Origin of the sequence: Lactobacillus sp. B4005, from assembly GCF_026536045.1 — a bacterium.
GTDB classification, from domain to species: Bacteria; Bacillota; Bacilli; order Lactobacillales; family Lactobacillaceae; genus Lactobacillus; species Lactobacillus panisapium.
The window spans coordinates 1-25,317 of the sequence record NZ_JAFNOZ010000003.1 but is presented as its reverse complement, the minus strand read 5'-3'; the positions used below and the strand labels follow the sequence as shown (position 1 = coordinate 25,317).

At 38.2% G+C, this 25,317-nt stretch carries 26 protein-coding genes; 12 read left to right on the top strand and 14 right to left on the bottom strand.

The annotated features are described in order from the left end of the window. The first annotated feature begins 109 nt into the window (after positions 1-109). Positions 110-472, top strand: coding sequence for a DUF805 domain-containing protein (locus J3U73_RS07335; protein ID WP_267393419.1), 363 nt, complete (start codon positions 110-112; stop codon positions 470-472). Positions 473-578: 106 nt separating this feature from the next. On the opposite strand, the gene J3U73_RS07330 is transcribed toward J3U73_RS07335, so the two are convergent. Next, positions 579-1,019: a MerR family transcriptional regulator gene (locus J3U73_RS07330; protein ID WP_164715390.1), complete on the bottom strand. Its 441-nt coding sequence runs from the start codon at positions 1,017-1,019 to the stop codon at positions 579-581. Positions 1,020-1,186: 167 nt separating this feature from the next. On the opposite strand from J3U73_RS07330, the gene J3U73_RS07325 reads away from it, so the two are divergent. The 5 genes from J3U73_RS07325 to J3U73_RS07305 all read left to right on the top strand — a co-directional run bounded on the left by J3U73_RS07325 (position 1,187) and on the right by J3U73_RS07305 (position 4,814). Beyond that, positions 1,187-1,831 carry an NAD(P)H-binding protein gene (locus tag J3U73_RS07325; RefSeq protein WP_267410021.1) on the top strand — a complete coding sequence of 215 codons (645 nt, stop codon included), beginning with the start codon at positions 1,187-1,189 and terminating at the stop codon, positions 1,829-1,831. Positions 1,832-1,844: 13 nt separating this feature from the next. Next, positions 1,845-2,885 (top strand): zinc-dependent alcohol dehydrogenase family protein, encoded by a 1,041-nt coding sequence (locus J3U73_RS07320; RefSeq protein ID WP_267410020.1) that lies wholly within the window; start codon positions 1,845-1,847, stop codon positions 2,883-2,885. A gap of 30 nt (positions 2,886-2,915) precedes the next feature. Beyond that, positions 2,916-3,344 (top strand): flavodoxin family protein, encoded by a 429-nt coding sequence (locus J3U73_RS07315; RefSeq protein WP_323848375.1) that lies wholly within the window; start codon positions 2,916-2,918, stop codon positions 3,342-3,344. A gap of 56 nt (positions 3,345-3,400) precedes the next feature. Beyond that, positions 3,401-4,021, top strand: a complete 621-nt coding sequence (locus J3U73_RS07310) for a flavodoxin family protein (protein WP_267393412.1) — start codon at positions 3,401-3,403, stop codon at positions 4,019-4,021. A 241-nt stretch (positions 4,022-4,262) separates the two neighbouring features. Then, a complete protein-coding gene (locus tag J3U73_RS07305) occupies positions 4,263-4,814 on the top strand; it encodes a hypothetical protein (protein ID WP_267393410.1) in 552 nt (183 codons plus the stop codon). 244 nt (positions 4,815-5,058) lie between these two features. Here the strand turns inward: J3U73_RS07305 and J3U73_RS07300 are convergent, their stop codons facing one another. From J3U73_RS07300 to J3U73_RS07285, 4 genes are all read right to left on the bottom strand, one after another. Beyond that, positions 5,059-6,246 (bottom strand): MalY/PatB family protein, encoded by a 1,188-nt coding sequence (locus J3U73_RS07300; RefSeq protein WP_267393638.1) that lies wholly within the window; start codon positions 6,244-6,246, stop codon positions 5,059-5,061. Between the two features lie 2 nt (positions 6,247-6,248). Continuing rightward, on the bottom strand, positions 6,249-7,139 hold the full coding sequence (locus J3U73_RS07295) for a DUF3737 family protein (protein WP_267410019.1): 891 nt from the start codon (positions 7,137-7,139) through the stop codon (positions 6,249-6,251). A gap of 223 nt (positions 7,140-7,362) precedes the next feature. Continuing rightward, the gene (locus tag J3U73_RS07290; protein ID WP_220268754.1) at positions 7,363-7,662 is read right to left on the bottom strand and encodes a nucleoside triphosphate pyrophosphohydrolase; all 300 of its coding nucleotides are present in this window, start codon (positions 7,660-7,662) and stop codon (positions 7,363-7,365) included. Positions 7,663-7,807: 145 nt separating this feature from the next. Then, positions 7,808-8,560, bottom strand: a complete 753-nt coding sequence (locus tag J3U73_RS07285; protein WP_220268755.1) for a sulfite exporter TauE/SafE family protein — start codon at positions 8,558-8,560, stop codon at positions 7,808-7,810. Between the two features lie 97 nt (positions 8,561-8,657). On the opposite strand from J3U73_RS07285, the gene J3U73_RS07280 reads away from it, so the two are divergent. Continuing rightward, positions 8,658-9,218, top strand: a complete 561-nt coding sequence (locus tag J3U73_RS07280) for a TetR/AcrR family transcriptional regulator (RefSeq protein WP_267410017.1) — start codon at positions 8,658-8,660, stop codon at positions 9,216-9,218. Positions 9,219-9,279: 61 nt separating this feature from the next. On the opposite strand, the gene J3U73_RS07275 is transcribed toward J3U73_RS07280, so the two are convergent. From J3U73_RS07275 to J3U73_RS07265, 3 genes are all read right to left on the bottom strand, one after another. Continuing rightward, positions 9,280-9,978, bottom strand: a complete 699-nt coding sequence (locus J3U73_RS07275) for an alpha/beta hydrolase (RefSeq protein WP_267410016.1) — start codon at positions 9,976-9,978, stop codon at positions 9,280-9,282. Between the two features lie 163 nt (positions 9,979-10,141). Further along, the gene (locus J3U73_RS07270) at positions 10,142-11,095 is read right to left on the bottom strand and encodes a 1-phosphofructokinase family hexose kinase (protein ID WP_267393395.1); all 954 of its coding nucleotides are present in this window, start codon (positions 11,093-11,095) and stop codon (positions 10,142-10,144) included. Between the two features lie 22 nt (positions 11,096-11,117). Beyond that, on the bottom strand, positions 11,118-11,861 hold the full coding sequence (locus J3U73_RS07265) for a DeoR/GlpR family DNA-binding transcription regulator (RefSeq protein ID WP_323848345.1): 744 nt from the start codon (positions 11,859-11,861) through the stop codon (positions 11,118-11,120). 165 nt (positions 11,862-12,026) lie between these two features. Here J3U73_RS07265 and J3U73_RS07260 point away from each other — a divergent pair, with 165 nt between their 5' ends. From J3U73_RS07260 to J3U73_RS07245, 4 genes are all read left to right on the top strand, one after another. After that, entirely contained in the window at positions 12,027-12,485 is a 459-nt protein-coding gene (locus J3U73_RS07260) for a PTS sugar transporter subunit IIA (protein ID WP_220268759.1), read from the top strand. Next, entirely contained in the window at positions 12,482-12,802 is a 321-nt protein-coding gene (locus J3U73_RS07255) for a PTS galactitol transporter subunit IIB (protein WP_220268760.1), read from the top strand. The genes J3U73_RS07260 and J3U73_RS07255 overlap by 4 nt, the downstream gene beginning before the upstream one ends. Before the next feature lie 25 nt (positions 12,803-12,827). After that, the gene (locus tag J3U73_RS07250) at positions 12,828-14,180 is read left to right on the top strand and encodes a PTS galactitol transporter subunit IIC (RefSeq protein ID WP_220232513.1); all 1,353 of its coding nucleotides are present in this window, start codon (positions 12,828-12,830) and stop codon (positions 14,178-14,180) included. Positions 14,181-14,394: 214 nt separating this feature from the next. Further along, positions 14,395-15,165, top strand: coding sequence for a class II aldolase/adducin family protein (locus J3U73_RS07245; protein WP_267393387.1), 771 nt, complete (start codon positions 14,395-14,397; stop codon positions 15,163-15,165). Positions 15,166-15,372: 207 nt separating this feature from the next. Here the strand turns inward: J3U73_RS07245 and J3U73_RS07240 are convergent, their stop codons facing one another. The 5 genes from J3U73_RS07240 to J3U73_RS07220 form a co-directional block, all read right to left on the bottom strand. Next, on the bottom strand, positions 15,373-16,395 hold the full coding sequence (locus tag J3U73_RS07240; RefSeq protein WP_267410015.1) for a branched-chain amino acid aminotransferase: 1,023 nt from the start codon (positions 16,393-16,395) through the stop codon (positions 15,373-15,375). A 346-nt stretch (positions 16,396-16,741) separates the two neighbouring features. Then, positions 16,742-18,844, bottom strand: a complete 2,103-nt coding sequence (locus tag J3U73_RS07235) for an ATP-dependent Clp protease ATP-binding subunit (protein ID WP_220220385.1) — start codon at positions 18,842-18,844, stop codon at positions 16,742-16,744. A gap of 220 nt (positions 18,845-19,064) precedes the next feature. Next, positions 19,065-21,596, bottom strand: coding sequence for an ATP-binding cassette domain-containing protein (locus J3U73_RS07230; RefSeq protein ID WP_267410014.1), 2,532 nt, complete (start codon positions 21,594-21,596; stop codon positions 19,065-19,067). After that, positions 21,593-22,483, bottom strand: coding sequence for an alpha/beta hydrolase (locus tag J3U73_RS07225; protein WP_103752591.1), 891 nt, complete (start codon positions 22,481-22,483; stop codon positions 21,593-21,595). The genes J3U73_RS07230 and J3U73_RS07225 overlap by 4 nt, the downstream gene beginning before the upstream one ends. Beyond that, positions 22,461-23,783, bottom strand: a complete 1,323-nt coding sequence (locus tag J3U73_RS07220; RefSeq protein WP_267410013.1) for a PTS sugar transporter subunit IIC — start codon at positions 23,781-23,783, stop codon at positions 22,461-22,463. The genes J3U73_RS07225 and J3U73_RS07220 overlap by 23 nt, the downstream gene beginning before the upstream one ends. Before the next feature lie 156 nt (positions 23,784-23,939). Here J3U73_RS07220 and J3U73_RS07215 point away from each other — a divergent pair, with 156 nt between their 5' ends. After that, the gene (locus J3U73_RS07215; RefSeq protein ID WP_103752593.1) at positions 23,940-24,167 is read left to right on the top strand and encodes a hypothetical protein; all 228 of its coding nucleotides are present in this window, start codon (positions 23,940-23,942) and stop codon (positions 24,165-24,167) included. 72 nt (positions 24,168-24,239) lie between these two features. Here J3U73_RS07215 and J3U73_RS07210 read toward each other — a convergent pair whose 3' ends face one another. Beyond that, entirely contained in the window at positions 24,240-24,941 is a 702-nt protein-coding gene (locus J3U73_RS07210; protein ID WP_267410012.1) for a DUF975 family protein, read from the bottom strand. Positions 24,942-25,317: the final 376 nt, after the last annotated feature.

The following is a 25,317-nucleotide window of genomic DNA, read 5'->3' as shown; positions in this document are numbered from 1 at the left end:
GCAAAACAAAATATATGCTTACAATATTTAACAAATCATATTCTTTGATGTATTAAATTTTTCGTTTTATGATGGTGTTGATAATACTGTAGTCAAGGAGGCTATACCTATGATTAATACGTATAAGAAATTTTGGAAAAATATTTTCAACTTTTCTGGGGTTGCAAGTTTGGGTGAATATTGGATTCCCGTAATTATTAACATAATTCTAGGATTTGTTTTAACCTGGATTGTGCAAACAATTTTAGGTCATTCCATTGAAGATATTTATACTTGGGGTGACTGGAGCGCTAAGACAGGTTCACTAGTTATTAGTTTTATTGTTTGGCTTGCCACTTTATCACTAAGCATTCGGCGTTTACATGATACTAACCGCTCGGGTTGGTGGATTTTAATTAATATCCTGCCGTTTATCGGCCAGATCTGGTTTGTGATATTAATGCTCTGGCCTTCACGTCCAAATAATTATTAATAAAAAACGACTCAAATTAAATGTACGTAATTGACACAGTTAATTTGGGTCGTTTTTATTTATTAAAGATTGTCTTTATCAAGTGCAAACTTACCTTATCGATGAGTTATTGCACTTTTTCTTTTCCAGCCAAAATTCCTTCTAACCATTTTTTGCGGTCATCGCGGCAAACATCTAAGCTCTGCTCTTTAATTGCTTCATCATAAAAATTAATTTTGCGATCGATTATTTTCATTGACTTTTTTAAAGCAGCGATCTCTTCCGTTACCTTTTGTCGTTGCTGCAGAAACATTGCTTTTCGCTGCTCAGCCGTATCAATACCCTCTCCAACTAGCTTTAGGTATTTTTTGATTTCTTTTAGTGGCATACCGGTTTGTTTCAGGCAAATAATGGTATTGATAGTAATTAAGTCGCTGGCTTCAAATTCACGAACACCACTTTTATTTCGCTTTACAAAGTTGAGTAAACCAATTTTCTCATAATAGCGCAAAGTGTAAGTACTAACTCCGAGCAAATCACTTACATCCTTAATTTGGTATTTTTTCATCATGTTCTCCTGCCACTATTTACCAATCATAATTAACTTACTAAAAATAACTACTTTGTCTTTAATATTAACACTTTCTATCAACTAATAAACTAGCAAAAAAAATTTGACTTAGAGTTGCTCGAAGGCAATATACTTTGTATTAATTAGAAAAAGAGGTGCTTTCAATGAAATTATTAATTTTAGCAGCAAACGGTCAAATAGCACGTTTAGTTGAAAATCGGCTTTTAACTGAGCCAGAATTCCAAGATATCAATTTGACAGTTAGCTTGCGCAACGCCCAAAGACTGGCAAATTTAAAACCTAAGGTAAAAGTAATGGAAGTTGACTTAACTAATGCTAACGAAGTAAATGATGCCGTCAGCGGCCAAGATATGGTTTTTGTAGCAGTAGTTGATCATACCGCGGGCAATGTCATTACTAAAAATGTAATTAGTGCCATGAAAAATAACCATGTTTCACGTGTAATATTTACTAATATTTTGGGCATTTACAATGAAGTTAGCGGCGAATTTGGTCGGTGGAATCACGAATACACATTGCCCGGTTTGCAAACTGCAATTAATTCGGATAAGCTGCTTGCCGAGTCCGGCCTGCAGTATACTACCCTGCGTTTGCCATGGCTCAATGATCGAAATGAAATCAAATATACCATTACTACTCATGATGAACCGTATGTAGGTGTTTCGGGTTCTCGGCAAAGCATTGCAGACGCTATTTTAAAAATAATTCGGGATCCAAATCTCTACGTTAACGATAGTATTGGCATTGCTGACCCAGCAACCCAAGGTGAAGATCGGCCAGTATATTAAGGAGAAAATCAAAGTGAAAGCAGGAACATTTATCAAACCAGGCAAAGTAGAATTAAAAGACTACCCCATGCCAGAATTAAAATCAGAAAATGATGCAATTATCAAAATCGTCCGCTCTTGTGTCTGCGGCTCAGACTTGTGGTGGTTCCGTGGCATATCGCAGCGCAAGGCAAATTCGACTACCGGACACGAAGCAATTGGTATTGTTGAGCAAGTTGGTGCTGAAGTAACTCAAGTTAAACCCGGCGATTTTGTTATCGCCCCTTTTACGCACGGGTGTGGACATTGTGCCGCATGCTTAGCAGGGTTTGATGGTAATTGTTTTAATCAGGGAAACGAAATTAACGGTGGTTACCAAGGGGAATACCTCAAGTTTCACAATGCTAATTGGGCCCTAGTAAAAATCCCCGGCAAGCCTTCTGATTATACTGCTGAGCAGCTAAATGACTTTTTAGCATTAGCAGATGTTATGGCCACTGGCTACCATGCAGCTGCTAGCGCAGAAGTAAAAACTGGCGACACATCAGTCGTTTTCGGTGATGGTGCAGTTGGCTTATGCGGTGTAATCGCAGCTAAACTACGTGGTGCAAAACGAATCATTGCTATGAGTAGGCACCAAGATCGGCAAAAATTAGCTGTTGAATTTGGTGCAACTGATATTGTGCCAGAGCGTGGTGACGAGGCTGTCAAGCGGGTATTAGAGCTAACTAACGGTAATGGCGCCGATTCGGTTTTAGAATGCGTTGGTACAAAACAGTCAATTCAAACTGCACTGCAAGTTGGTCGTCCGGGCGCAATTGTTGGTCGTGTCGGTGTGCCTCAGAATCCAGCAATTGATACAACCGCTTTATTCTGGAAAAATATTGGTTTGCGTGGTGGTATTGCCCCCGTTACTACTTACGACCGCGATATTCTGCTTGATGCGGTTTTAAGCGGTAAAATTCATCCCGGTAGAGTTTTTACCAAGAGTTTTAAATTGGCACAAATCCAAGAAGCCTATGAAGCAATGGATCAACGTGAAGCAATTAAATCTTTATTAGTCGTTAACCAATAAGTTAATTACTCTTATTTTGGAAGGGAAGTAATTAAAATTAACATCGTCTTTATTAACGCTAGTCAAAACCGTTCAGGAACTACTAGTCGCATGGGGCAAAATTATTTAAATGGCCGAAAATACCAGCAAATCAATCTTGTGGATTATAAAATCTACCAAATTAATCAAAGCTATTCTGACGACCAATTTGACGAGGTTTTTGCAAAATTACAACAAGCTGATTGGATTATTCTCGGTACCCCAGCCTATTGGCACTATATGAGCGGCTATCTAAAAACATTCATTGAAAGAATCGGTCAAAGCAAAGATTTTAATACTTTAGCCGATAAAAAAATTTCTGTTTTTATCCAAGGGACTGATCCAACAGATGCCATTAAGCCAGTAACTGATGTTATCGCCCGTTTTGCCTCTGTTGCCAACATGAACTTTGTTGATATTCAAAAACAATTTATTAATTAAAAACGTGAATAGAATGTTTCACGTAAAACAATTTGACACTATTAGGAGGTAAAAAAATGAATAAGAAGTTTAATCTGCTGAAAAAACTGGCAATTTTTTTAGCAATCATTGGCCTAGTCGCAGGAACAGCCGTAATCACAACACGCTTAAATTCTGATTCTAGTTCTGTTACGGCCAAATCCAAAGCAAAAAAGAAATTTGTTAAGCCGCGCCATACTAATCAAGGTGCCAGACGGGTATTTATTAACGCTAGCCAAAATAAAGATGGTAATACGGCCAATCTTGCCAAAAAACTATTTGGAAGCAGCTCATACAAACAAATTAATTTAGTCGATTACCACATTCCCCAAATTGGCCAAGGAGATGGCGACTTCCCTAAAGTATGGAACCAATTAAAAGGTGCCGATGTTATCGTTATCGGAACTCCTGTTTATTGGTCAAATATGTCGGGCTATTTAAAAACTTTTATTGACCACCTAAACATCAATAATGACCTTAAAGGCAGTGATTTATACGTTATTGTCCAAGGAGCTGACAGTAACCAAACTTTGGCTATTAATTCAACTTATGGAACACTAAACCGTGTTTCAAAAAGATTTGGTTTGAATTTTGTTGGTATCGCACAGACAAACTCACAGGCAAATACTTTACACAATAAGATGATTGGCAAAAAATAATTTAATAACGATTACACATAACTAAAACGTATCCCTTGTGTAACAACGTTTATCTCAGTCATAGTAGTTCTTATAACTGCTGTGACTTTTTGTTTTAACACTTTTTTATTCACTCTTAAAAAAGCTAATTAATTATAAATAAGATGTTAAAAAATTAAATGTACCGCCACAATTTTTCTGAGCGTATCAAACCAATCTCTATTATGCCCTTGCTATAATGAGGTAACAGGAGGTGTATTTTATGCACATTGAAAAATACTTCGTTAATTGGTCACAAACTTTATTACGCGCCAAACCAACACAGCAAATATTAAAACAAATTGGCCAAACAACCAGTCATATGCCAAAAATATGGCAGGAATTGCACACCAAAAATTATTCTTGGACTCAGGCTGGATTGGAACAAGTGCAGAACTTATTACAATACTGTGCGGGCCACAGCAAAAAGGTTCAAGTGCAATTAAAGCAACTCTCTCATGAAGCCAGTGCCCAGTTAATCCCCGTTTTTAAAAACCAAAATTTCTTAAAAATTTTAGCAGACAAAATGAAACTACCGCCGCAAACTGTTAAAACAATCCAAAATCTGCTAAATAAGTTTACTAACAATGGTAGTCCCTTCTCACCCGCAAGCTTGTTGATAATCGTGTTATTCATTGCCATGGGTGCGCAAGTACCGCTGCTTCTCAAAGGATCATTTAGCGGTAAAAAAGTCTTAGTGACCGTCACTACCATTTTAGATTATGTTGCAACAGCACTGCAATTAGCTCAACATTTTCAAAAAAATAAAAATTAAGGAAATCGGTCATTACGACTGAGAATTTAAAAGCACCTCTACTTTTTTAAAATCAAACAAAGGCACTTATAACGGCTCAATAGTAGATTAGAAGCTAAAAAGTGAAACATGATTCCGGTAATTTACCAGAGTCATGTATTTTTTTGCAAAAAACTTTCTAGTCCTGCAAAAGCCCCATAATTAATTATGGGGCTTAACTTAATTATAAGTACTTCGTTAGAGCAGTTTAATTAGTAGATTAACATTATCTGCTGGATTTTTTATTACTTTGATATTTCTTTATGCCATCACTTAAGCGCTGCAAACCGTCTTGAACCATTTCTAGTGGACAAGCCAAGTTAATCCGCAAAAAGTCAGCGCCATTACCACGATAAATATTCCCTGGTGAAACAATTAATCCAGTTTCCTGGCGTAAGAACTGCGCTAATTCTGCTGAATTATGACTAACTTGTTGAACATCAAGCCACATTAAATACGTGGCATCTCCCGTAATTACCTTAAGCACAGGTAGATTTTTGGCAATAAAATTAGTGGCATAGGTGAAATTATCGTTAAGCTGAGCAATTAAAGCTTGGCGCCAGCTCTGCCCCTCAGTATAGGCGGCAATAGTACCTGGAATTGCAAGTAAATTTGGCTCAGCCAATTCATCGCTATTAAGACCCCGATTAACAATTTCACGTAAATTATCATTAGGGATAATCGCAGTCGCTGCATGAAGTGCCGCAACGTTAAAAGTTTTACTAGGAGAAACTAACGAAATAATGTTTTCACGTGAAACACCATTAACAGCAAACGCTGGTGTATAATCTTTGCCAGTTCTGACTAGATCGCCATGGATTTCATCTGACAAAAGAACCACGTGATGCTTAAGACATAAATCTGCTATTTTTTGAACTTCTTGCTTTGTCCAGACCTTGCCAATTGGATTATGCGGATTACAAAAAATCATTAGCGTTGTTAATGGTAATGCCAGCTTTTGCTCAAGGTCCTGCCAATCAATCTGATAATTTTCACCAGTAAAATGCAAATCACTTGCTAGAACGTGACGACCATTGTTTTCAATCGAATTGTAAAAGACATTATAAACCGGTTCTTGTACTAAGATATTATCGCCAAGGTGGCTAACACGACGTACAATTGAAGAAATAGCGGGCACAACGCCAGTTGTAAAAATCATCCAATCAGGATCAGGGCGATGGCTGTGCTCTTTGTCATACCAATCTGCAACGGCATTGAAATAAGCAGCACCAGGCCATTCATAGCCAAATGCTTTTAAGTTAATTTTTTCCTTCATCGCTGCAATAATTTCCGGAGCGGTTTGAAAATCCATGTCAGCCAAAGACATTGGTAGTTCACCTGGCTCAACATCCCACTTAATAGAATCTGTCTTGCTTCTGTCCGGTGCATTAGTAAAATCGTAATTTGTTTGCATATTCATTCCTTTGGTTTCTGATTTTGATCTGAACGAGCTACTTTTACATCAATCTTAGCACAGTTTATTTTAGTCTTCGCAGGATTTATTTTGGCCGGATCCATAATCAATTTACCTATGCATGGCGCAGTTATTTTACCAGAAATTGGGTTTTTTACACTATCGATTTTAGTCACAATATCCGCATCAAGGTTAGAAACATATTCAAAGGCTAAATCAGTATGAGTCAGACTTACATTCGTCAATACTAAATTGTCGATATAATTTAGTCCCTGACTGCTTTGAATTTTACAGTTAATAAATTTAACGTTTTTACTATTCCAGGCTAGATATTCACCATCAATAGTTGAATCATAGACCGTTACGTTTTCACAATTCCAAAAAGCATCCTTAGAAATAAAAGTCGAATTGTGAACCTCAATGTTTTTGGCACCATCAAAAACGTAATTGCCTACTACACTAACATTATCTAAATAAATGTCACTGCTGTCTTTGCCGAAATAGTCCCCATTAATTTGACTATTAGTGACTTTAATTTTTCGGCACGTCCACATCGTTTCTTCAGCATTGGCAAAGTGCACACGGTCAAGGAGAATTTTTTCAGACCGCCGAAACAATTTAGGGGCTTGCATAGCTGAATTATAAATTGAGATATTTTTGGTATACCAAATACCACTGCGAGCCATCGTTTCAAAAACCGTGTTTTCAACCCTAATATCATCATCGTACCATAAAGGATATTTCCATTTAAAAACGGAATTCTTTAGTTTAATCCCTTTTGCTTCTTTAAGCGGCGATTCGCCATGACCAAAAGTAACATTTTCTATTTCACTGCTACTCAAGCCAAAAAGAATTCTTTCACCCTCAAAATAGTGGTCTCTAATATTATTCATTACTGCTTCTTTCCTAAGTCTTAAAGTTACTAATCTTATACTGCTATTATTTATCAAAATAGTAAAAATTAAAAATACTTATTATTAAGGCTTTTCAATTACTATTAGTTATTACAAGTTAAGTATGGATTAGAAATTTATTTCCTAGGAAATAGGGAGATAGATTGTGACTTAATTATCGAGCAACTTCAAATTAGCATTGTAAATACGCAAACTATCACACTTAGTTTTTAGTTTCCATTTCAATAAATTTAGTAAAGCCACCCTTTTCAGCTCGTTTTTGACCAACTATTTTTAGAAACTCCTCTTGGCTAACACCCTTAAACTCCAAATAGGCCCTTAAAACTTCATAAACATCACCTAGCTCTTCAATCAAATTAGTCTCACTTGTTGCGTTGACAACTTCTCCAGTTTCTTCAATCAATTTTTTCTTTAGAGCTGGTTCAATTTCACTTTGTGTAAGATGACGGTAATTAGCATCTTTAGCAAATTCAGGTATTTTATCTCTAACTAATTTTTTCATATTTATTCACCCTCTTATTAAAATCATTATACTATTTATTTTTCTTCTGAATTCTAAAACAATTATTCATAATCTTTTTACTAATCTCGATTCAGAGCAGAAGTGGCAAATTCCTAATTTCAACTTAGTAAGCCTGTCGGTCATATTAAATTAGAGATTTAATTCCAAGTAATATTAAAAAAACACCAATTGTCGGTTTCATATATTTAGTAATTTTGGTATTCACTAAGATTTTAGCCAATTGAGGCGCAATGATAGCACCTAATAGTGCACCAATCATTAAAGGCAATCCTGCAGTCCAGTCAACTTGACCGCCAGCAATATGAAACAATGCTCCGGTTGCTGTCATAAAAACCAACACATAAGTTGAAGTTGCAGTGGCTTGAAAGTCCTGCAGTCCCAGCAAAAATAGCCCAGCAATGATGACTGCCCCGCCACTCATTCCAGCAATTCCAACCATTAAGCCTCCTAAAATACCATATAGCGCTGCTTCCAATTTTGCATATATTTGACCAGTCGGTTTTGAATCCAGCTTTTGCGTTTTCTTTTGCAAGAGCATTCCACACCCTAATACGGCTAAAACAACTCCGATTAATCCTTTATATACGTTTGCTGGAATATATTTTGACAAAACTGCACCAACTACTACTGCCGGAATTGCGGCTACCAACATTCGATTACCAATCTTGGTATTAATTTTCCCTTGACGATAATAGCTCCAAGCACCAATAATTAGTGAGGGCAAAGCTGTTACTAACGATGTAGCAGAAGCTGCAGCTGCCTTTAACCCAAAAAGCCCTGTTAAAATTCCAAGATAAATTGCAGCTCCACCGCCACCAAATAGAATAACAAAAGTACCAATGATTAAGCCTATTGCCCCTAACAATCCAAGTCTCATGTTCTAACCTTCTTTAAAGTTGCTAACTAATGTCTTTTTATTTACAATATGTAATTATATCTTACAGATAGTAAAATGCAAATTTAGGAGTATTTAAATGCCTCGACAAATTTTATCTAAACAAAATATTATTCAAGCCAGCGTTAATTTAATTGAAAGTGGAGAGGAACCTAGTTTTGCAGCGGTTGCTCGCAAATTAGGAACAAAGTCTCAAGCACTATATAGTTACTTTGCCAATCAGAGGGCCTTAGGCTACAGCATAGTGGCTTGGGCCATTAAAAAAATGACCTCCCATTTACAGGAGCAAATATTTGGTCAAAATGGAATTAGCGGAATAATTTCCTTTGCTGTGGAATTTCGTCAGGTTGCTTTACAGCATTTTTTATTAACGCAATTTGTGCTAAAAATGCCACGAACTTCAGCTTATCCTGAAGTAACCGCCGCGTTTCAGCAGTTGAAAAAACTATTAAATCAATTATTAGCCACCGAATTTGATGATGCTCAATCACAATTACTAGCTAGTCGATGCGGGCGTGATCTGTTAATTGGAGATATTATTAATGTCGGAACTGGTTGGTTTTCTGACAAATCAATTTCGGCTGATACCAGCTTTCAAGAACTGTTAATTGCTAATTTAAAACTGATTAAGCAAAAATAATGTTCTCACTGAAATACAAACTATTAGTGGACCACAAAAAGCGGTCAAACTTTTGCCAATGTTAAAGTTTAACCGCTTTATTTTTTACTAATATTCGTTCTATTACCCGGGAAATAATTGAGCTATTTTTCAGTATGACAATGCATGAATTAATCAGTCCACTTCCGGCACTATCGCCCGCTAACACCATCTTCGGATTTGTAGAACCAAGCTCAGCGTGATTTTCCTTTACCCAGTTAATAATGCCGAGTACATCTTCAATTGCTGCTGGATAAGGATTTTCTGGAGCTAATCTATAGTGCGGGAAAACCACTGTTGTCTGGGCCTGTTCAGCAATATATTTCATTTGCTTACCAAACTCTTCAACTTTTCCTGTCATATATGCTCCACCATGTAAGTAAATCAAAACAGGATTTTTAGCGATAATATTTACTGGCTGATAAATAAAAGTATCAATATAATGGTCATTATTTATCTCAATTAGACTTTCTTTTTCCAGCACCTCACTTGTCGTTATGTCATAAGTGATGTTTTCTGGACGATTACGGTCAAAATTTAACGAAAATGGCTTGCTGCCAACACCTTCACTCATTTTTTGTTTGATAATCTGCTTGACATGAGGATCAAGAATATCTAATCGTGGCTTTACCCTTTGCCCTGGCACGACTTTAACGATTTCTTGCACACCATTAATTACCTGGCTTAATGAATTAGTCTGCAATTCATCGACTAATGATTTTGAATATTGTCTTTGCGTCATTTGAACACTCCTTTTTGCATAAAAAAAACCGAAAAAGCATACAAATTTGTATACTTCTTCGGTTTCGCCAGTTTCTAAGCTGTTACGATCCTAACTAATTATGTTTTTATCCTAGCATATTTTTAAATATTTGGAAAGCGCTTCCTAAAAATATTTTTATTCTCTAATTATCCAATTTCGTTATGGCAATTGTGTTCATTATCGCAAGAACTTGTTCGCGCTTAACAAATCCAGTTTTTGTTTCCATTGCATTGGCTGTACCCGCCGCAATTGCTAAGCTAATCGCTTGCTTAAAGTCATATTTCCGATCAAGCGCGTATAATAATCCGCCAACAACGGAATCCCCTGATCCTTCGGTATTAGCTACTTCCACAGGCTTAAAATTGACTCGGTAAAAGTCATCATGATGTTTAACCAAAGCACCCCGATCACCCAGCGAAATGATGATATTAGCGATTTTATTAAGACTGCTAGCCCTTATTTCTCGCTTCAATTTCTGACAATCACGCGTTACTGGTGCTGCTAGTAGTTCAGCTGCTTCTTGCTCATTGGGTTTAATAAAATCCGGCAAAGCGGTACTTTGTAGCACCTCAGTCAATGCCTGGCCAGACGTATCCAGCACGATTTTTACTTGTGGTGCAAGCCTGCGAATACTGGTAATGATTTTAGAATAAATATGCTGCATATTAGTTGGTGGAACACTACCATTCAGAGAAATAGCTGTCACGTTGTGCTTGACAATTAGCGAGGATAAAGATGCAAGCAAATTATCCATGCTACTTAGTGCAAGTCGATCGCCTTGTTCATTAATTTCGGTTTTTTCACCATTATTTTGAATAATCGTGTAACAATTACGGGTATTGCCTTTAGTAGCGATGAACTTGCAGGTATAACGGTCATTCTTGGCCTGATCTAAAATATATTGGCCATTTGGACCAGCCAAAAAACCGGTGGCGATAGTTTCGGCGCCAAGGCATGCTGCCACACGAGCAGCATTAATGCCCTTGCCACCAACCATTTTCTTCACCAACTGCACCCGATTTAACTCACCTATTTCTAAATGATCAAGTTGGTACAGACGATCAACGGACGGATTAATTGTAACTGTGATATCCATTTCTCTTCCTATTCTGATGTAACTAGAAAATAACTTTAGTATATTGCGAATATTTCTTGATCTCTTCTTTACTAATTTTGCTATCAGTCACTAGAAAATCGAATTGATCAAGCTTTTGAAATGTGATGATATCTGAATGATTTAATTTAGTATGATCGGCAACAATCAAAGACTTTTCGGCATGTTCCATTGCAATATTTTGAATATTGCCTTCAGGAATTGTACTTGTAGTAACGCTATTGCCATTAATACCATTAGTTGAACAAATTGCGTAATCAAAATTTAAGCCGTCAAAAATATTCTCAGCTTTTTCACCGAGAAATTCTTCAGTATTACGGTGCAACTCGCCACCCGTTAAAAATAAGCGGCAATCACTTTTATTGATTTCATTAAAGGCTACTAAACTATTGGTTACAAAAGTTAGATTTTTCGTAACCAATAATGGTACTGCCTGCAACAGAGTTGTTCCTGCACCCAAATAAATTGTTGAATTGTTAGCAATTTGCTTCGCTAGCAACTTCGCAATTTCCTTTTTTTCATCAATATTTTTTTGCAACTTTTCATTAGTAGTTGATTCTGCTTGGTAGTTGCTTTTTGCGCCGCCATAAATTCGGGTAATATCCCCCGATTCTTCCAATCTCTTTAAATCACGTCTGATAGTCATGGAAGAAACTTGTAAGTTCTTCGCAATATCAACCGTTGTCATAAAGCCGGTTTTACGTAAAAGATTGTTTATGGCTGTTAATCTTTTTTCTTGTAAACTCAAAAAAATCACTTCTTTTATTCAATTTTACCATCACACCAGAAGTATATCAAACATTGTTCAACATTTAAAGTTTATCTATGTTAAAGTTTGTTAAATTTAGGTTGACAATGTTCAACTAGCGTATTATATTGAAAACGTATTCAAAAGTGAAAGGAGGAGAAATTTTTGTTTTACCAAGATTTAATTGACTTAAATATTGCGGTTGATACTGAAGAACAGCTATTTGACTTAGTCGGAACTAGAGTTATCAGTCAAGATTTTGCCAATCTAGGCTATATTGCTAATTTAGAAAAAAGAGAGTTAGCATACCCTACCGGTTTAAAATTTACTGATATTGCCTTAGCACTGCCACATGTTGACCCGCAATACGTTAAGCGACCATTTATTTATCTTGCTCGCACTATTAGTTCCTTAAAACTTAAGCAAATGGGTGACGGCTCTGACATATCTGCCCAGAACTTTTTGTTTTTAGGTCTTAAAAATGGCGAAAAACAGCCTGAATTGCTGGCCAAAATTATTGCAGCTTTTCAAGATCAGAACTTTGTTGAACAGTTTCAAAAAACAAAGGATTCACAAAATATGCTTCAGCTCGTTGAAGCGAAATTTAGGGGGTTATCAAAATGAAAACAATTTTAGTTTGTTGTGGTACGGGAGTAGCAACCAGCCCGCAAGTCGCTAATAAGATTAATGATTTCTTAGCAGAACAAGGGTTGGATCACCTGGCAAAAGCCACTCCTGAGCCAATCGGTGAAGCAAAAACCACAATTGAGAATGATGATAATGTCATTATCTATGTGGGCATTGCCCCCGCAGATGGTGAACTGCAAGAAGTTCTTGATGCTAATCACGTTGTGGGCATGGTCGGTTTACCCTGGCTAACTGGCATGGATCAGGACAATGCCAATCAAAAAGTAGCTGATATCGTCAAGCAGGCGGAATAGCATTTCATCATTGGAGGTGAATTTAATGGATTGGAATGGAATAGTCCAAGGGATATTGAGCGTTGGTGCCCAGGTTTTAATTCCGATTTTAATTATGATCTTAGGGCTAATTTTTGGAATGAAACCCTCTAAAGCTATCCTTTCCGGACTCTATTTAGGAACCGGATTTATTGGCATGTCAATGGCGATCAACCAGTTGACTGAAACCGTTAGTCCTGCTGCAAAGGCTCTGGCTAAATATACTGGCATCAATTTACCGGCAGTTGACTTTGGTTGGACTGGTGCAGCTGCAATTACTTGGAGTTGGACCCTAGCTTTTTTGTTTTTCGTCGTAGAAATCGTGGTTAATTTAGTCATGATTTTTACCAAAATGACTAATACAATGAACGCCGACATGTGGAATGTTTGGGGTATCGCACTGACAGCTTACATGGTTTACCAAATTTCTGGCAGTTTAATCTGGGGCTTTATCTGTGGGGCCATCCAAGTTGTTATCTGCTTAAAATTGGGCGATATGTGGAGTAAAGAAATTGCCAATATGCTTGGGTATGAAGGTGTTACCGTAACCCACATTGAGGCATTTACAGCAATTATTATGTCCCCGATTAACAAATTGATGGACTACATCCCCATTTTTAACCGTGAATGGGATGCAACATCGTTAAAACGTAAGATTGGTGTCTTTAGTGAACCAGTAACAATGGGAGCCATTATTGGCCTAGTGTTGGCACTAGCTGGACGCTACAGTATCGGCGATGCCCTTAATCTTGCAGTCACCGTCGGAGCTGTTATGGCGATTTTCCCAGTAATGGCCAAGTTCTTTATGGATGCTCTAACACCATTTGGAACTACTATGAGTAATTTTATGAAAAAACACGTTAAAGGAAGAACATTCGTTATTGGATTAGATTGGCCAATCTTAGGGCAGAGTACCGAATTATGGGTAACCATGGTGCTAATGATCCCAATTTCAATTATTTATGCGGCTATTTTGCCAGGTAACAAGATTTTACCAATTGCAGGTGTAATTAATTATTGTATTGGCGTTGGCGGCTTACTACTGACTGGTGGCAATCTCTTACGAATGATGGTTCTAGGCATTATTTACGAACCAATCTTTTTGTACGGCGCATCCTATTTTGCTGATATTTTTACTAAGTTAGCGAAATCAAGTACTTCAATTAAAGTTCCAGCAGGTGCCCAAGTTTCTTGGAGCTCAATCGAAGCACCGGAATTAAGATTTTTAATGGCTTGGGTAGGTCGTGGTAACATCTGGGCGATTGTTGGTTTAATTGCCCTTCTGGCACTTTTCTGGCTCCTTTACCGGTCATTTAAAAAGAACCCGATTCCGGCATTGAAATATAGCAAATTAAAGTAATGGTGTAAAAATGGTAAAAAGCAAATTTTTTTGGACCTGCTTATCCTTTTTAGCCTTTAGCTTATTCTTTTTGGCAATTCTTTCCCATCAATATTGGTTAAACATTTTCGTAATTGGTTTAGGGATGCTAATCGATAAGAAAGGAAGTGGTATTCTTTTTTCTAAAAAAAAACAGAGTCACTACAACAAAAGATAATTAGAAAGGAAGAATTTGATGCAATATCCAGCAGGCAGAATACCATTTGAATATGAACGCGAGGATTTGGCCAAGGTCGTTCGTGAGGTAATGGAACGGCGCGATACCAATATTGTTGGTGGAAATATCAGTATTAAAGTGCAGGACGAAACCGGCAAAAACTATTATGTGATGACGCCAACTATGATGTCAGAAGCATACATGGGTTACCTAACGGCCGACCAGATTTTAGTCATTGAACCGCACACGCGCAAAGTTATTTCTGGCAACGGTAATGTTACACGTGAAATAAATATGCACGAAGCCATCTATGATACCAATCCCGAGATTAAGTGTGTTTTTCACTCCCATGCTGATCAGTGCATGTTTTGGGGAACAAGCGGTTTAAATATGCCGAATGTCACTGAGGCAACACAAAAATTACAAGAAATTAGAACCCTTACGTGGCATCCCATGTGTACGGAAGAATTAGCCCAATATGTCGCCGGTGAAATCAAAAAACTAGGCAAAAAGGCGTTACGCAACGGTTTTATCCTTAATTCTCACGGTACCCTCTTTACTTCTGGCGGCAAGGATATGGATCCGTTAACTGCTCTGCACAAATCTTTGGCTGATGTTGATATTACCGAATATAATGCCAAGGTTGCTTACAAGCAAACCGTTTTTCAGCAAATCGGCGTCTTAGACGGATATTATTCGGAAGATACCAAGATTGGCACTTGGGAAGATGTTAAAGCGGGTAAAGCTCTTTATAATCGGAAAAAAGAGCAAAATAAAAAAGGCGACTAACTAGTGCCCCTTTTATCAAATATAACTACTTTGAAGATATAACAAATTTTACGCAAATGCAACTTTAATCTCAGATTATTAGTTGATGGTCCGTAAAAATTGGTTATTCTTCCACTTAAAAAGCTGGCAAATTTTTGTCAGCTTTTTTGCGGCTATTGTAAATATAATTAGGAGATGTAGTTGATTTACCATAGCCTGCTAGTAATATTAATCCAGTGTTTGTACCCAACCCTCTGGGCCCTTCTTTTTACCGTATTGAATATCAACTAATTCATTGTACAATTTAGTTGTCACCGGACCGGTTTCTGTTTCACTGTAAATAACATGCTTTTTACCATTATAGGTAATGGAGCCCACCGGCGAAATAACAGCGGCGGTACCCATTGCACCAGCTTCTTTCATCTTAAAAGCTTCTTCTAAGGTGATTTGGCGCTCAACCGGATTTAATCCCTGCTCCTTAGCAAGCTCTAACAAGGACCGTTTGGTAATTGAAATTAAAATCGATTTTGACTTAGGAGTAACAAATTGGCCTTCTTGGGTAATGCCATAAAAGTTGGCGCCACCAAACTCATCAACATATTTATGTTCACGTGGATCAAGGTACAAACAATCGGCATAGCCATTCTTATGCGCCTCAACTGATGGCAATAAACTGCTGGCATAGTTACCTGAGGTTTTAGCTTGACCAGTTCCCGCATAGGCAGCACGGTCATAATCGCTGACAATATAGTCGGCTGGGTTCAAGCCCTTGATATAAGCCCCTACCGGAACGGCAAAAATGCGAAAAATGTATTCATCGGCAGCTTGAACACCCAAAACATTTGAGGTACCAACCATGAATGGACGTAAATAAAGAGTTGCGCCACTATCATATGGTGGCACAAATTCTTCATTCGCATGCACCACTTGCTTTACTGCCTCTACAAACCAGTCTTCAGGAAATGGTGGCATTGCCAAGCGCTGAGCTGACAAAGTAAAACGATGAGCGTTTTGATCTGGGCGAAACAAGTTGATTTTACCGTCCTCACGCCGGTAGGCTTTCAAACCTTCAAAAATCTCTTGGCCATAGTGCAGTACTTCTGCCCCTTCGGAAAGGGTAATGGTTGAATCCTCAACCAACTTTCCTTCTTGCCATTCGCCGTCTTTATATTTAGCTTCATAGCGATATGGTAAATCGCGATAAACGAAGCCTAAATTTTTCCAATCAAGATCTTCTACTCGTTGTTTCATAACAATCCACCCTTTATTACTCCTTATGTTACATAAACTAATAATAAATTATTAGCTTTTTAATTAATAGTTAATTGTTAACTAATTTAGACCATAAATTTAATGATGTCAATCCTTTATTGCACAAATTACCAAAATATCTTTTTGGCAAAAAATAGTTAACTCTGCTTGAGTGTCACACGTGAAACAAATAGTTCAGTCAGTAGTTCAATACTAGGATAAAAGGCAAGTAACCATTGGGCAGGAAAAAACTTACTACTTCAAATTTAGACAAAAAAAGACTAGCTCCCGCGAAGTAGCGGAAACTAGTCTTCAATTAGTGTTTAGCAATTAGCCTAATTTTCAATTAGTCCTTATTTTCTTTAGTTTCAGATTTAGTTTTATCGGTCTTATCAGCTTTTGGTGTAATAGTTAAAACTGCATCACCATTTAAGTAAACATGCTGGTCATCTGCAGTAAACTTAACTTCTTTGGTGTCAGGCTCCTTCATTAGCAATTTTGCAATTGGAGTTTCCAGATCTTGCTCAACTACCCGACGTAGTGGCCGTGCACCAAACTTCTTATCGTAGCCTTTTTCTGCCAAATAAGCTTTTGCTTCAGGGGAAATTTCTACTTTCACATCCCTCTTAGCTAAGACATGTGACATCTTCTTTAAGTAAATATCGATGATCTTAGTCATATCTTCTTCGGTCAGTGAATTGAACGGTACGATTGCATCAAGCCGGTTCAAAAACTCTGGTCTAAAGTAGGCTTCTAAGGCTTTGATCATTTTATCATGGTCGACCTTGCCATCCTTGAGTAAGTTATCAGAATACCCAGCATTTGAAGTCATGATCAATATTGTATCTTTAAATGAAACAGTTCTACCTTGGGCATCGGTTAAGCGACCATCATCCATAATTTGTAATAATGCGTTAAAGACTTGTGGATTAGCTTTTTCAATTTCGTCAAACAAAATCAAGCTATATGGTTGATGCCGTACTTTTTCAGTTAATTGTCCACCTTCACCGTAGCCAACATAGCCAGGTGCTGAGCCAATCAGTTTATTAACTGCCATTTGGTCTTGGTATTCGGACATATCAAGTCTAATTAGGTGATTTTCACCGCCGAACAATTGAATTGCCAATTGTTTAGCCAGCTCAGTTTTACCAACACCAGTTGGACCAGTCAGTAGGAATGACCCAGTTGGACGATTGTTATCCTTAAATACTTGCTTACGGGCAATTGCATCAGTAATCACGTCAATTGCATTATCCTGGTCAATAACGGCCTTCTTTAATTTAGCAGCTAAATCAAGGTTCTTTTGTCCCTCACTGGCATGAAGTTCGCTCATTGGAATCTTAGTTTTTGCTTCAATTAAAGCATAGATGTCTTGGTCGGTTACGCGTGGAGTTGCAGCATCATCAACGTGATCAGCTTTTTCACGTAACTCCTCAATCTTCTTCTTCAAATCACTAGCTTTGTTGTAGTCCTCATTTTTAGCGGCCTCTTCTTTTTCCTTTTCAAGACTAGCAATTCTCTTTTTAATTGATGCTTCATCACTAGGAATAGTGTCAAGACCCTTCTTAGCACCAGCTTCGTCCATTAAGTCAATTGCCTTATCTGGCAAATAGCGGCCCTGAATGTAGCGTTGTGATAATTCAACGGCTAAGCGTAAAGCACTGTCACTGTATTTAACGTGGTGATAGTCTTCATACTTTTTCTTCAGACCCTCTAAAATTTTAACCGTTACATCAGCAGATGGCTCTGGAACCTGTACTGGTTGGAAACGACGTGCCAAAGCAGCATCATTTTCAATTCTACGGTATTCTCCTGTTGTCGTTGCACCGATTAAGTTCAAGTCACCACTAGCCAGAGCTGGTTTCAAAATGTTAGCAGCATCGCCACTATTATTTTCAGAATCAGTTGAACCTGCACCAACAATGTTATGAATTTCATCAATGAATAAGATGATGTTTGGATTCTTTTTAGCTTCGTCAATTACCTTCTTCAGGCGCTCTTCGAAACTACCACGAAGGCTAGAACCCGCAACCATATCATTAATGTTAATTGCAATAATATGCTTATCTTTCATCTTGTCAGGAACATCACCTGAAGCAATTTTTTGTGCTAAGCCCTCAACAATCGCGGTTTTACCAACACCTGCAGGTCCGACTAAAACCGGATTATTCTTTTTACGTCTGCTTAAAATTTCAATTACTTCTTGGATTTGTTCATCACGACCAATTACAGGATCGTATTTATTGTTTTTAGCTTGCTCAACTAAGTCAACACCAATTGGTTTTTCCTTTTTTGGTTGACCAGGCATTTGACCGTTCTGGTTCATGCCTTGTGGAGAAATATTCATGCTCGAATAGTGAACTGGGATCGAGCCATTATCATCATTGTTAAAGAAAGAATTATTTAATTCGTTAAATAGATTGTCAAATTCGTTATCAAAATATGCCATACATATACACCCCTTTAATAGGTTTAAATTTTGTAATTAGCACTCGGCATTGTCGACTGCTAACTGCTTACATATAATATTGTAGCAGGTTATCCACAGAATGCAACCCTTTTTGCTTACTTTTCCACATTTTTTTGCTTAACTTGTGAATTTTTCCCTTTTTAACTAAAAAACCTTGATAAATCAACTTTATTGTTGTTATCAAGGTTTAATAATTATGCTATTTTTGATATAAATTCATGTGTTCAGCCAAATATTTGGCGGTTAAACTATCCTTTTTGTGCGATATATCCACAGGCTGCCCACATGCAACAATTTTTCCTCCCTGCAATCCACCACGTGGACCCATGTCAATCATATAATCACTATTAGCCATAATATCCAGATCATGAGTAATCGTAATAATCGTTGCCTTCTGCTTCAGTAATTTTTGAAAAACAGCTAGCAAGGTCCCAACATCGTGTGGATGAAGACCAACTGTTGGCTCATCAAAGACAAAAAGACTGCCTTTTTGCCGCCGGTGGAGATGACTAGTCAATTTTAGCCGCTGTGCTTCTCCGCCTGACAACGCAGGTGTTGATTCACCTAAATGCAGGTATCCTAGCCCCATATCATGCAAAGTAGTAATTGTTTTTTCAATCTTAGGCTCATCCCTAAATAACTGTTCTTTCAAAGCATCGTCAACCGAATAATCAAGCACGTCTGCAATACTCAGTCCATGCCATTTTACACGCAAGACGTCTTGGTTAAACCGGTGGCCACCACAAACCGAACAAGTCTCAACCATATCGGGCAAATACTGAATATCAAGTGAAATTGCTCCGGTACCACCACATGCCGGACACGCACCTTCTTTATTATTGTAGGAAAAATGCGCTGCCTTATACTTTAGCTTTTGAGCTAACGGCTGGCGGGCAAATAATTTGCGCAAATTATCCATAATATCAGTATAAGTAGCAACCGTAGAACGCTGATTTTTGCCAACCGGCGAGGAATCAACGCTAATAACGTTTTTGATTCCACCGCTAGTCAAATCTTTTACCCAGCTTGGACCATCTACCTGTTTTTCTTGCGCCTTTAATGCGGGAATGAGCGAATCAAGAATTAACGTTGTTTTGCCTGCTCCAGAAAAACCCGTAACTGCAGTCAACCGCCCAACCGGAATTTGCGTGTGAACATTTTGTAAATTAAAGCGGCCTTTGACAGTAAACTTAATTGTGCCTTCACTAAAAAGCTTCTTTACATCCACCTGTGGTCGCACATAGAGCGGAGCTGTTCCTTTTAAATACGGACCAATTAGGGATTCTGGCTTCTGCGCAATTTCTTTTGGCGAACCTTCAGCAATTATCTGGCCACCCTGCGAACCTGAACCCGGACCAATTTCAACAATCCAGTCAGCAGCACTTATAATTGAAGTTTCATGATCAACGACGACTAATGAATTACCTTGATTGACCAGTTCGTGAAAAACCTCAATTAGCCCAGCAACATTATCTGGGTGCAGTCCCACAGATGGTTCATCCAGCACATAAAGTACTCCTGTAGTTTCTGTCCGCAAGGTGCGCCCCAATTGAATTCGCTGCAATTCACCAGTTGAAAGACTATTAGCCTGACGAGCTAAGCTCAAGTAATCTAACCCTAATTTTAGTAGGGGCTTAACCTGATGCAGCAATTCACCCGTCAGATTTTGCGCTAAAGCTTGCATATCATCTGGTAGCCAGGCCGCGATTTCTTTCATATAATCATCAAGTTCACCGAGCGTAAGTTGTTCTGCTTCAACAATATTTTTTCCAGCTACCAATTGACTCCAGCGACTTGGGTCAATCCGGTGCCCATGACAGCGCGGACAGGTTTTAAAACGGTAAAAAGAATTAATCCGTTCCAGTCCACGCTCTGATTTCGTAGTTTTGCGTGAATTGGCCACAGCATTATAGGCATTTTCATATAAGGCATCGAGATGATAAACTCGGCCCGTTGAAGTAGGCAAATCCACCGGCACCTTACGTTCCTTGCCGTGTAAAACAATTTCCTTTTCTGCTTTAGTCAAGTCTTTGTACGGTACGTCTGTCCGGACACCAAGTTCACGGGCAATTCGCCACATCCAATTGCGCCCCGGAATCTGCCAGGTCGCCACGGCACCATTTTCTAGAGTTAATTCTTCGTTAGCAATAATCTTACTATCATCAATTTGTTCTACTGTTCCTAAACCTTGGCATTTTTTACATGCGCCATCGGAATTAAAGGCAAAATCTTCTGCACTAAAAGCATAGAATTGTTCGCCACAAGTTGGGCAAGTAAGGCGCCCCATTGCCTCACCAGTTAAATCCATCGCTTCAGCAATCTTGATTGTTGGCGCCATCCGGTGACCATTGGGACAAACTGGCGAACCTAACCGGGAAAAAATTAGCCGTAAAACATTGAAAACTTCTGTTACCGTGCCAACGGTTGACCGGACGCCCGGAATACTCGGCCGTTGGCGCAAGGCTAGCGCCGAAGGGATGTGCTTTACCTCATCGACTTGTGCCCGCCCGACCTGACTTATTCGCCTTTTAGTGTAAGCCGCCAGCGAATCAAGGTAGCGCCGGGCACCTTCAGAATACAGAATACCCATTGCTAAACTGGATTTACCCGAACCACTTAAACCTGATATTGCCACAAATCGGTGCAATGGAATGGCCACATTGATATTTTTTAAATTGTTGACCCTGCCACCAATAACTTCGATTTTAGTCGGCTGCTCTTGATATTTCATGTATTACGATCCTTTCTTCTTGGTTTCAGTTGTTTTCCCGGCTTAACTGGTCGATCTGGTTTTCTCAGTAAGTATTCCCGAATTGCCTGGATAACCTGCTTATTTTGCGGTAAATCCGAGTGGTCAGCTTTCTCGCCGGTTACGGTCATCGCTGTATAAGACTTTACCTGATTTTGAAAAATAAACTTACCCGCAGCAACGCTTGTTTCTGGTACAATGCCGTCTGATTCGTAGCTTTTGCCACCAGATAACGAATACACCTTAAGGTTTTTAGGCAAAGCGGAACGCTTTTTAATAAAATCAGCTAACATTTGTGTGCGATTCTTGATATTGCTCTCAGTAAAATTATACGGCGTCCCCAATGTCATTAGCCGCTTCATTTTTGTGTCACTTGCATACTGTGCATAATAATGCTCCAGCCAATATGTCCAAATCAACCCACCGTTTGAATGACCGAAGGCCTTAAAATTATTAAACTTATAATTTTGCATTAATGAGTCAAACGCAATATCTAACCAATAGGCTTGTTTCTTGATATTGGCATAACCATCCTTATTATTAGCAAAACCAATAATGATGATCGGTTCTAAATCATTTTTCCCAATTGAACCACTGTATGACAGTTTTGCTTCACGTGAAACAGTAACTTTGAGCACACTATGCTGATTCATGGTTGTTTTATTCAGTTGGTCAATCAAATCATTAAAGCGCTCGGTCGTTGCACTCGATCCCGGCACCATGATTACCGGTGAAAGCAGTGAGCGGCTGCGTTCGGCTCGGGCTTTATTATCCCTTTTCATCCAAAAATAACTGGGGATGGCGAGGACAACCATGAGTGTAATTAACAAAATCAACCATTTTAAATTAGGATTTTTGTGCAAACGCATTGCTGCTGCCCCCTTTACTCAACCTCAGTTTTAATTCTACTCTTTCATTTATCCTGATAAACGGCCACATTAAGCATAAATCCAGGGCGAAAAGCACCATCACAAACAAAAGAGCCGTCCAGTTGCCGTTAGTGCCAAAAAATGAAATCAATAGTCCCGGAGTTCCCTTTAAAATAGGATATACGCAAACAGGAATAATGCGCAATGTGATTGCACCTGCGGCTAAAGTCATGTTAATTAATGGAATTAAAATACTTGGTAAAATAAAAACAGGATTAAGAATAATTGGTAGGCCAGCCGCAAAGCCTAAACTTGACCCAAAAGCTGCTGGGATTAAATTAAGCCGTGCAATTGCGCCGATTTCCTTGTTTCCGTGCCGCAGTAACAGTAAAACAATCACCGCTAAAATGACACTCGCGCCGCCCATCGTACCGTAAGCCTTAATTAACGAGCTACCTAAGTACTTGTAGGGCACATTCCACGAACTACCGTGCTGAAACGCATATGTCAGATTTTCAGCGGTGTAAGCATTATTTACCGTGCCGGCAAAAGCATGTAAGGGGTAGCCGATCCCCAACCAGTTTAGAAAAGTTACTATTAATGATAAGAATAAGACTTCTAACAGGTTGTTCGTGGTTTGCAGCCGGCTGACCAATTCATTAAAACTAGCAGAATTGAGTAGTTTGATTTGTAATTCATAAATAATAATCCCGAGCACCACTCCCAAAGCGAGTGAAACAAAAAAGGGCAACACTGCGTCCCAAGCACGATGCTGAATCCACTTTGTGCTTTCATTTTCTACTGGCACATAATTTTTTCCTAGTAAATGAAACACCTGTCCAACACAAAAACCAACAATTAATGCACTAAAAACAGCATTAATTTGTAACAGGCTGATTGTGAATGATACTTGATTGCTGTGGCCGCTGTTAGAGGCATATGAGCAAAAGAGCATAATTAAAACGGAAGTCATTCCTGACATTGTTGAATCTTTATGGTAGATTCTAGCGGTATAGCGCGCCATAAAATAGCTGGCATAAACGCCAAATACCCCAAACGTTATTTCAATCATGCCACGACAAACAAATGAACCCGCATACCAAATATGATCAGACATGATTTTATCAAGACTAAAAATGTTATAAATCAGGCCATCTGGAGAAAAGACCAAATCATTTAGCAGATTGAAAAAAGCACCAATAACAGCAATTGGCATTAGCATCACTAAGGTTCTTTGCGCTGCACGCAAAAAAGGCCATTGCCTAATTCGCAAAACAGACTTTGTAAGTATATTTAACATTGTTCAAGCCCTTACTTTATACAGTATTTGGAATAAAATACTACTCCAATTATCCACTACCAGCAATTTTTTTATTTGAAATATAAATTTATTCCTTTCTGGCCGCCCTGATACGTGAAAATGTTATAATAGAAGCGGTTATCGGAAGGTGGGAAAATGAGCAGGAAAAAAATCGAACTGAATGAAAAAGTAGAAAAACTGGCAGAAAAGTATCTCCAACTAACTAGAACTGATTTAGATGACCTAACCAATACTGCTTTAAAGGCTTATCTTATTGATCATTTAAATTCCAACCAAATTAAAGAAGCGCTAAAAGATACTGATGACATAAGCTCCGAATATACCGGAAAATTGTTTAATATTGATGATTTAAACAAATTTTAGCTAAACATTTAAACAAACTAAAAAGGACAGGCTGATTAATGAGCCTGTCCTTTATTTTGTTTATTTATTAAATTATTGTCTAAATTGATCACCGGCCAGATTACGGTAGAAGTTTGCTTTGGTCGTCTGTTCATACGGAATAAGCCAAATAAAGCCGATTCCTAGAGTAAGCCATGCAAGAATTATCCACCCAACGAAACTGAGATCAAGTACAAATAATTCCCACTTGTGTCCGTTCATCAGCCGCCTACTTTCTGTAATACCGGTAGTTGCATGAACTTCATGACCACTATCAACCAGATCACTAACAATATAAGGCGTCATTGCATAAGAATAAGACTTAATGAGGCCGGGAATGACTAACAGTAATGACCACAAAAATTGAAAAATATTGCTTAAAAGATAATTAATTAGTTCCGGAATAAACCGATTATCAGTAAAAACCGAAAAAATAGAGCGCCAAAAATTAAACTTGCGACCTTCAGTAAAAGCTAAAAAGGTAATAACCATACTCAGCATAAAGAAACCGCTAAGAAATCCAGTTCCGCTATTGCCAAGTAGTCTTCCAGCCCAAATTCCCGGATTAAACACTGATTCTGGGTGGCTACTTCCCATTACCTCATTCATATCATTCACTGTTTTAAGTGTAGTATTAATACTTGGCCCAAATAAAATAGCATTTATTATTACAAGCACTAGGCTAACGCAAGCTGCCCAGACCCAATTACCATGCAGCTGACTTTTAGCTTCAGCTTTTAATTCAGCTCTTGTCATATTGATCTCCTTTATATACTCCTATTTAAATACATACTACTATTTTAAAGTACATAAATGCAAAGAAAATACAAAAAGCCTAGTCCCACCAACAATCGGAACTAAGCTCACACAGTGTTTGTGCCGCCATTACTGACCACATATAGAAATTTACATTTTCGCTACCGGAGAAAATGAGTTCTTTCCCTATGGCGGCACAACAAAATTTTAGCATGCAATTAACTAAAAAACAAGGTACAACCAATTATATTTTCACTACTTACCGTGTTTCTTCAATAACTGCAACATAATTTTATCAATACGATCTTTCAAAACCACAAATTCGCCCTTCCGCGTCTTATTGGCCTGAATAATAATCATGGTCTTCGCCGTCTTC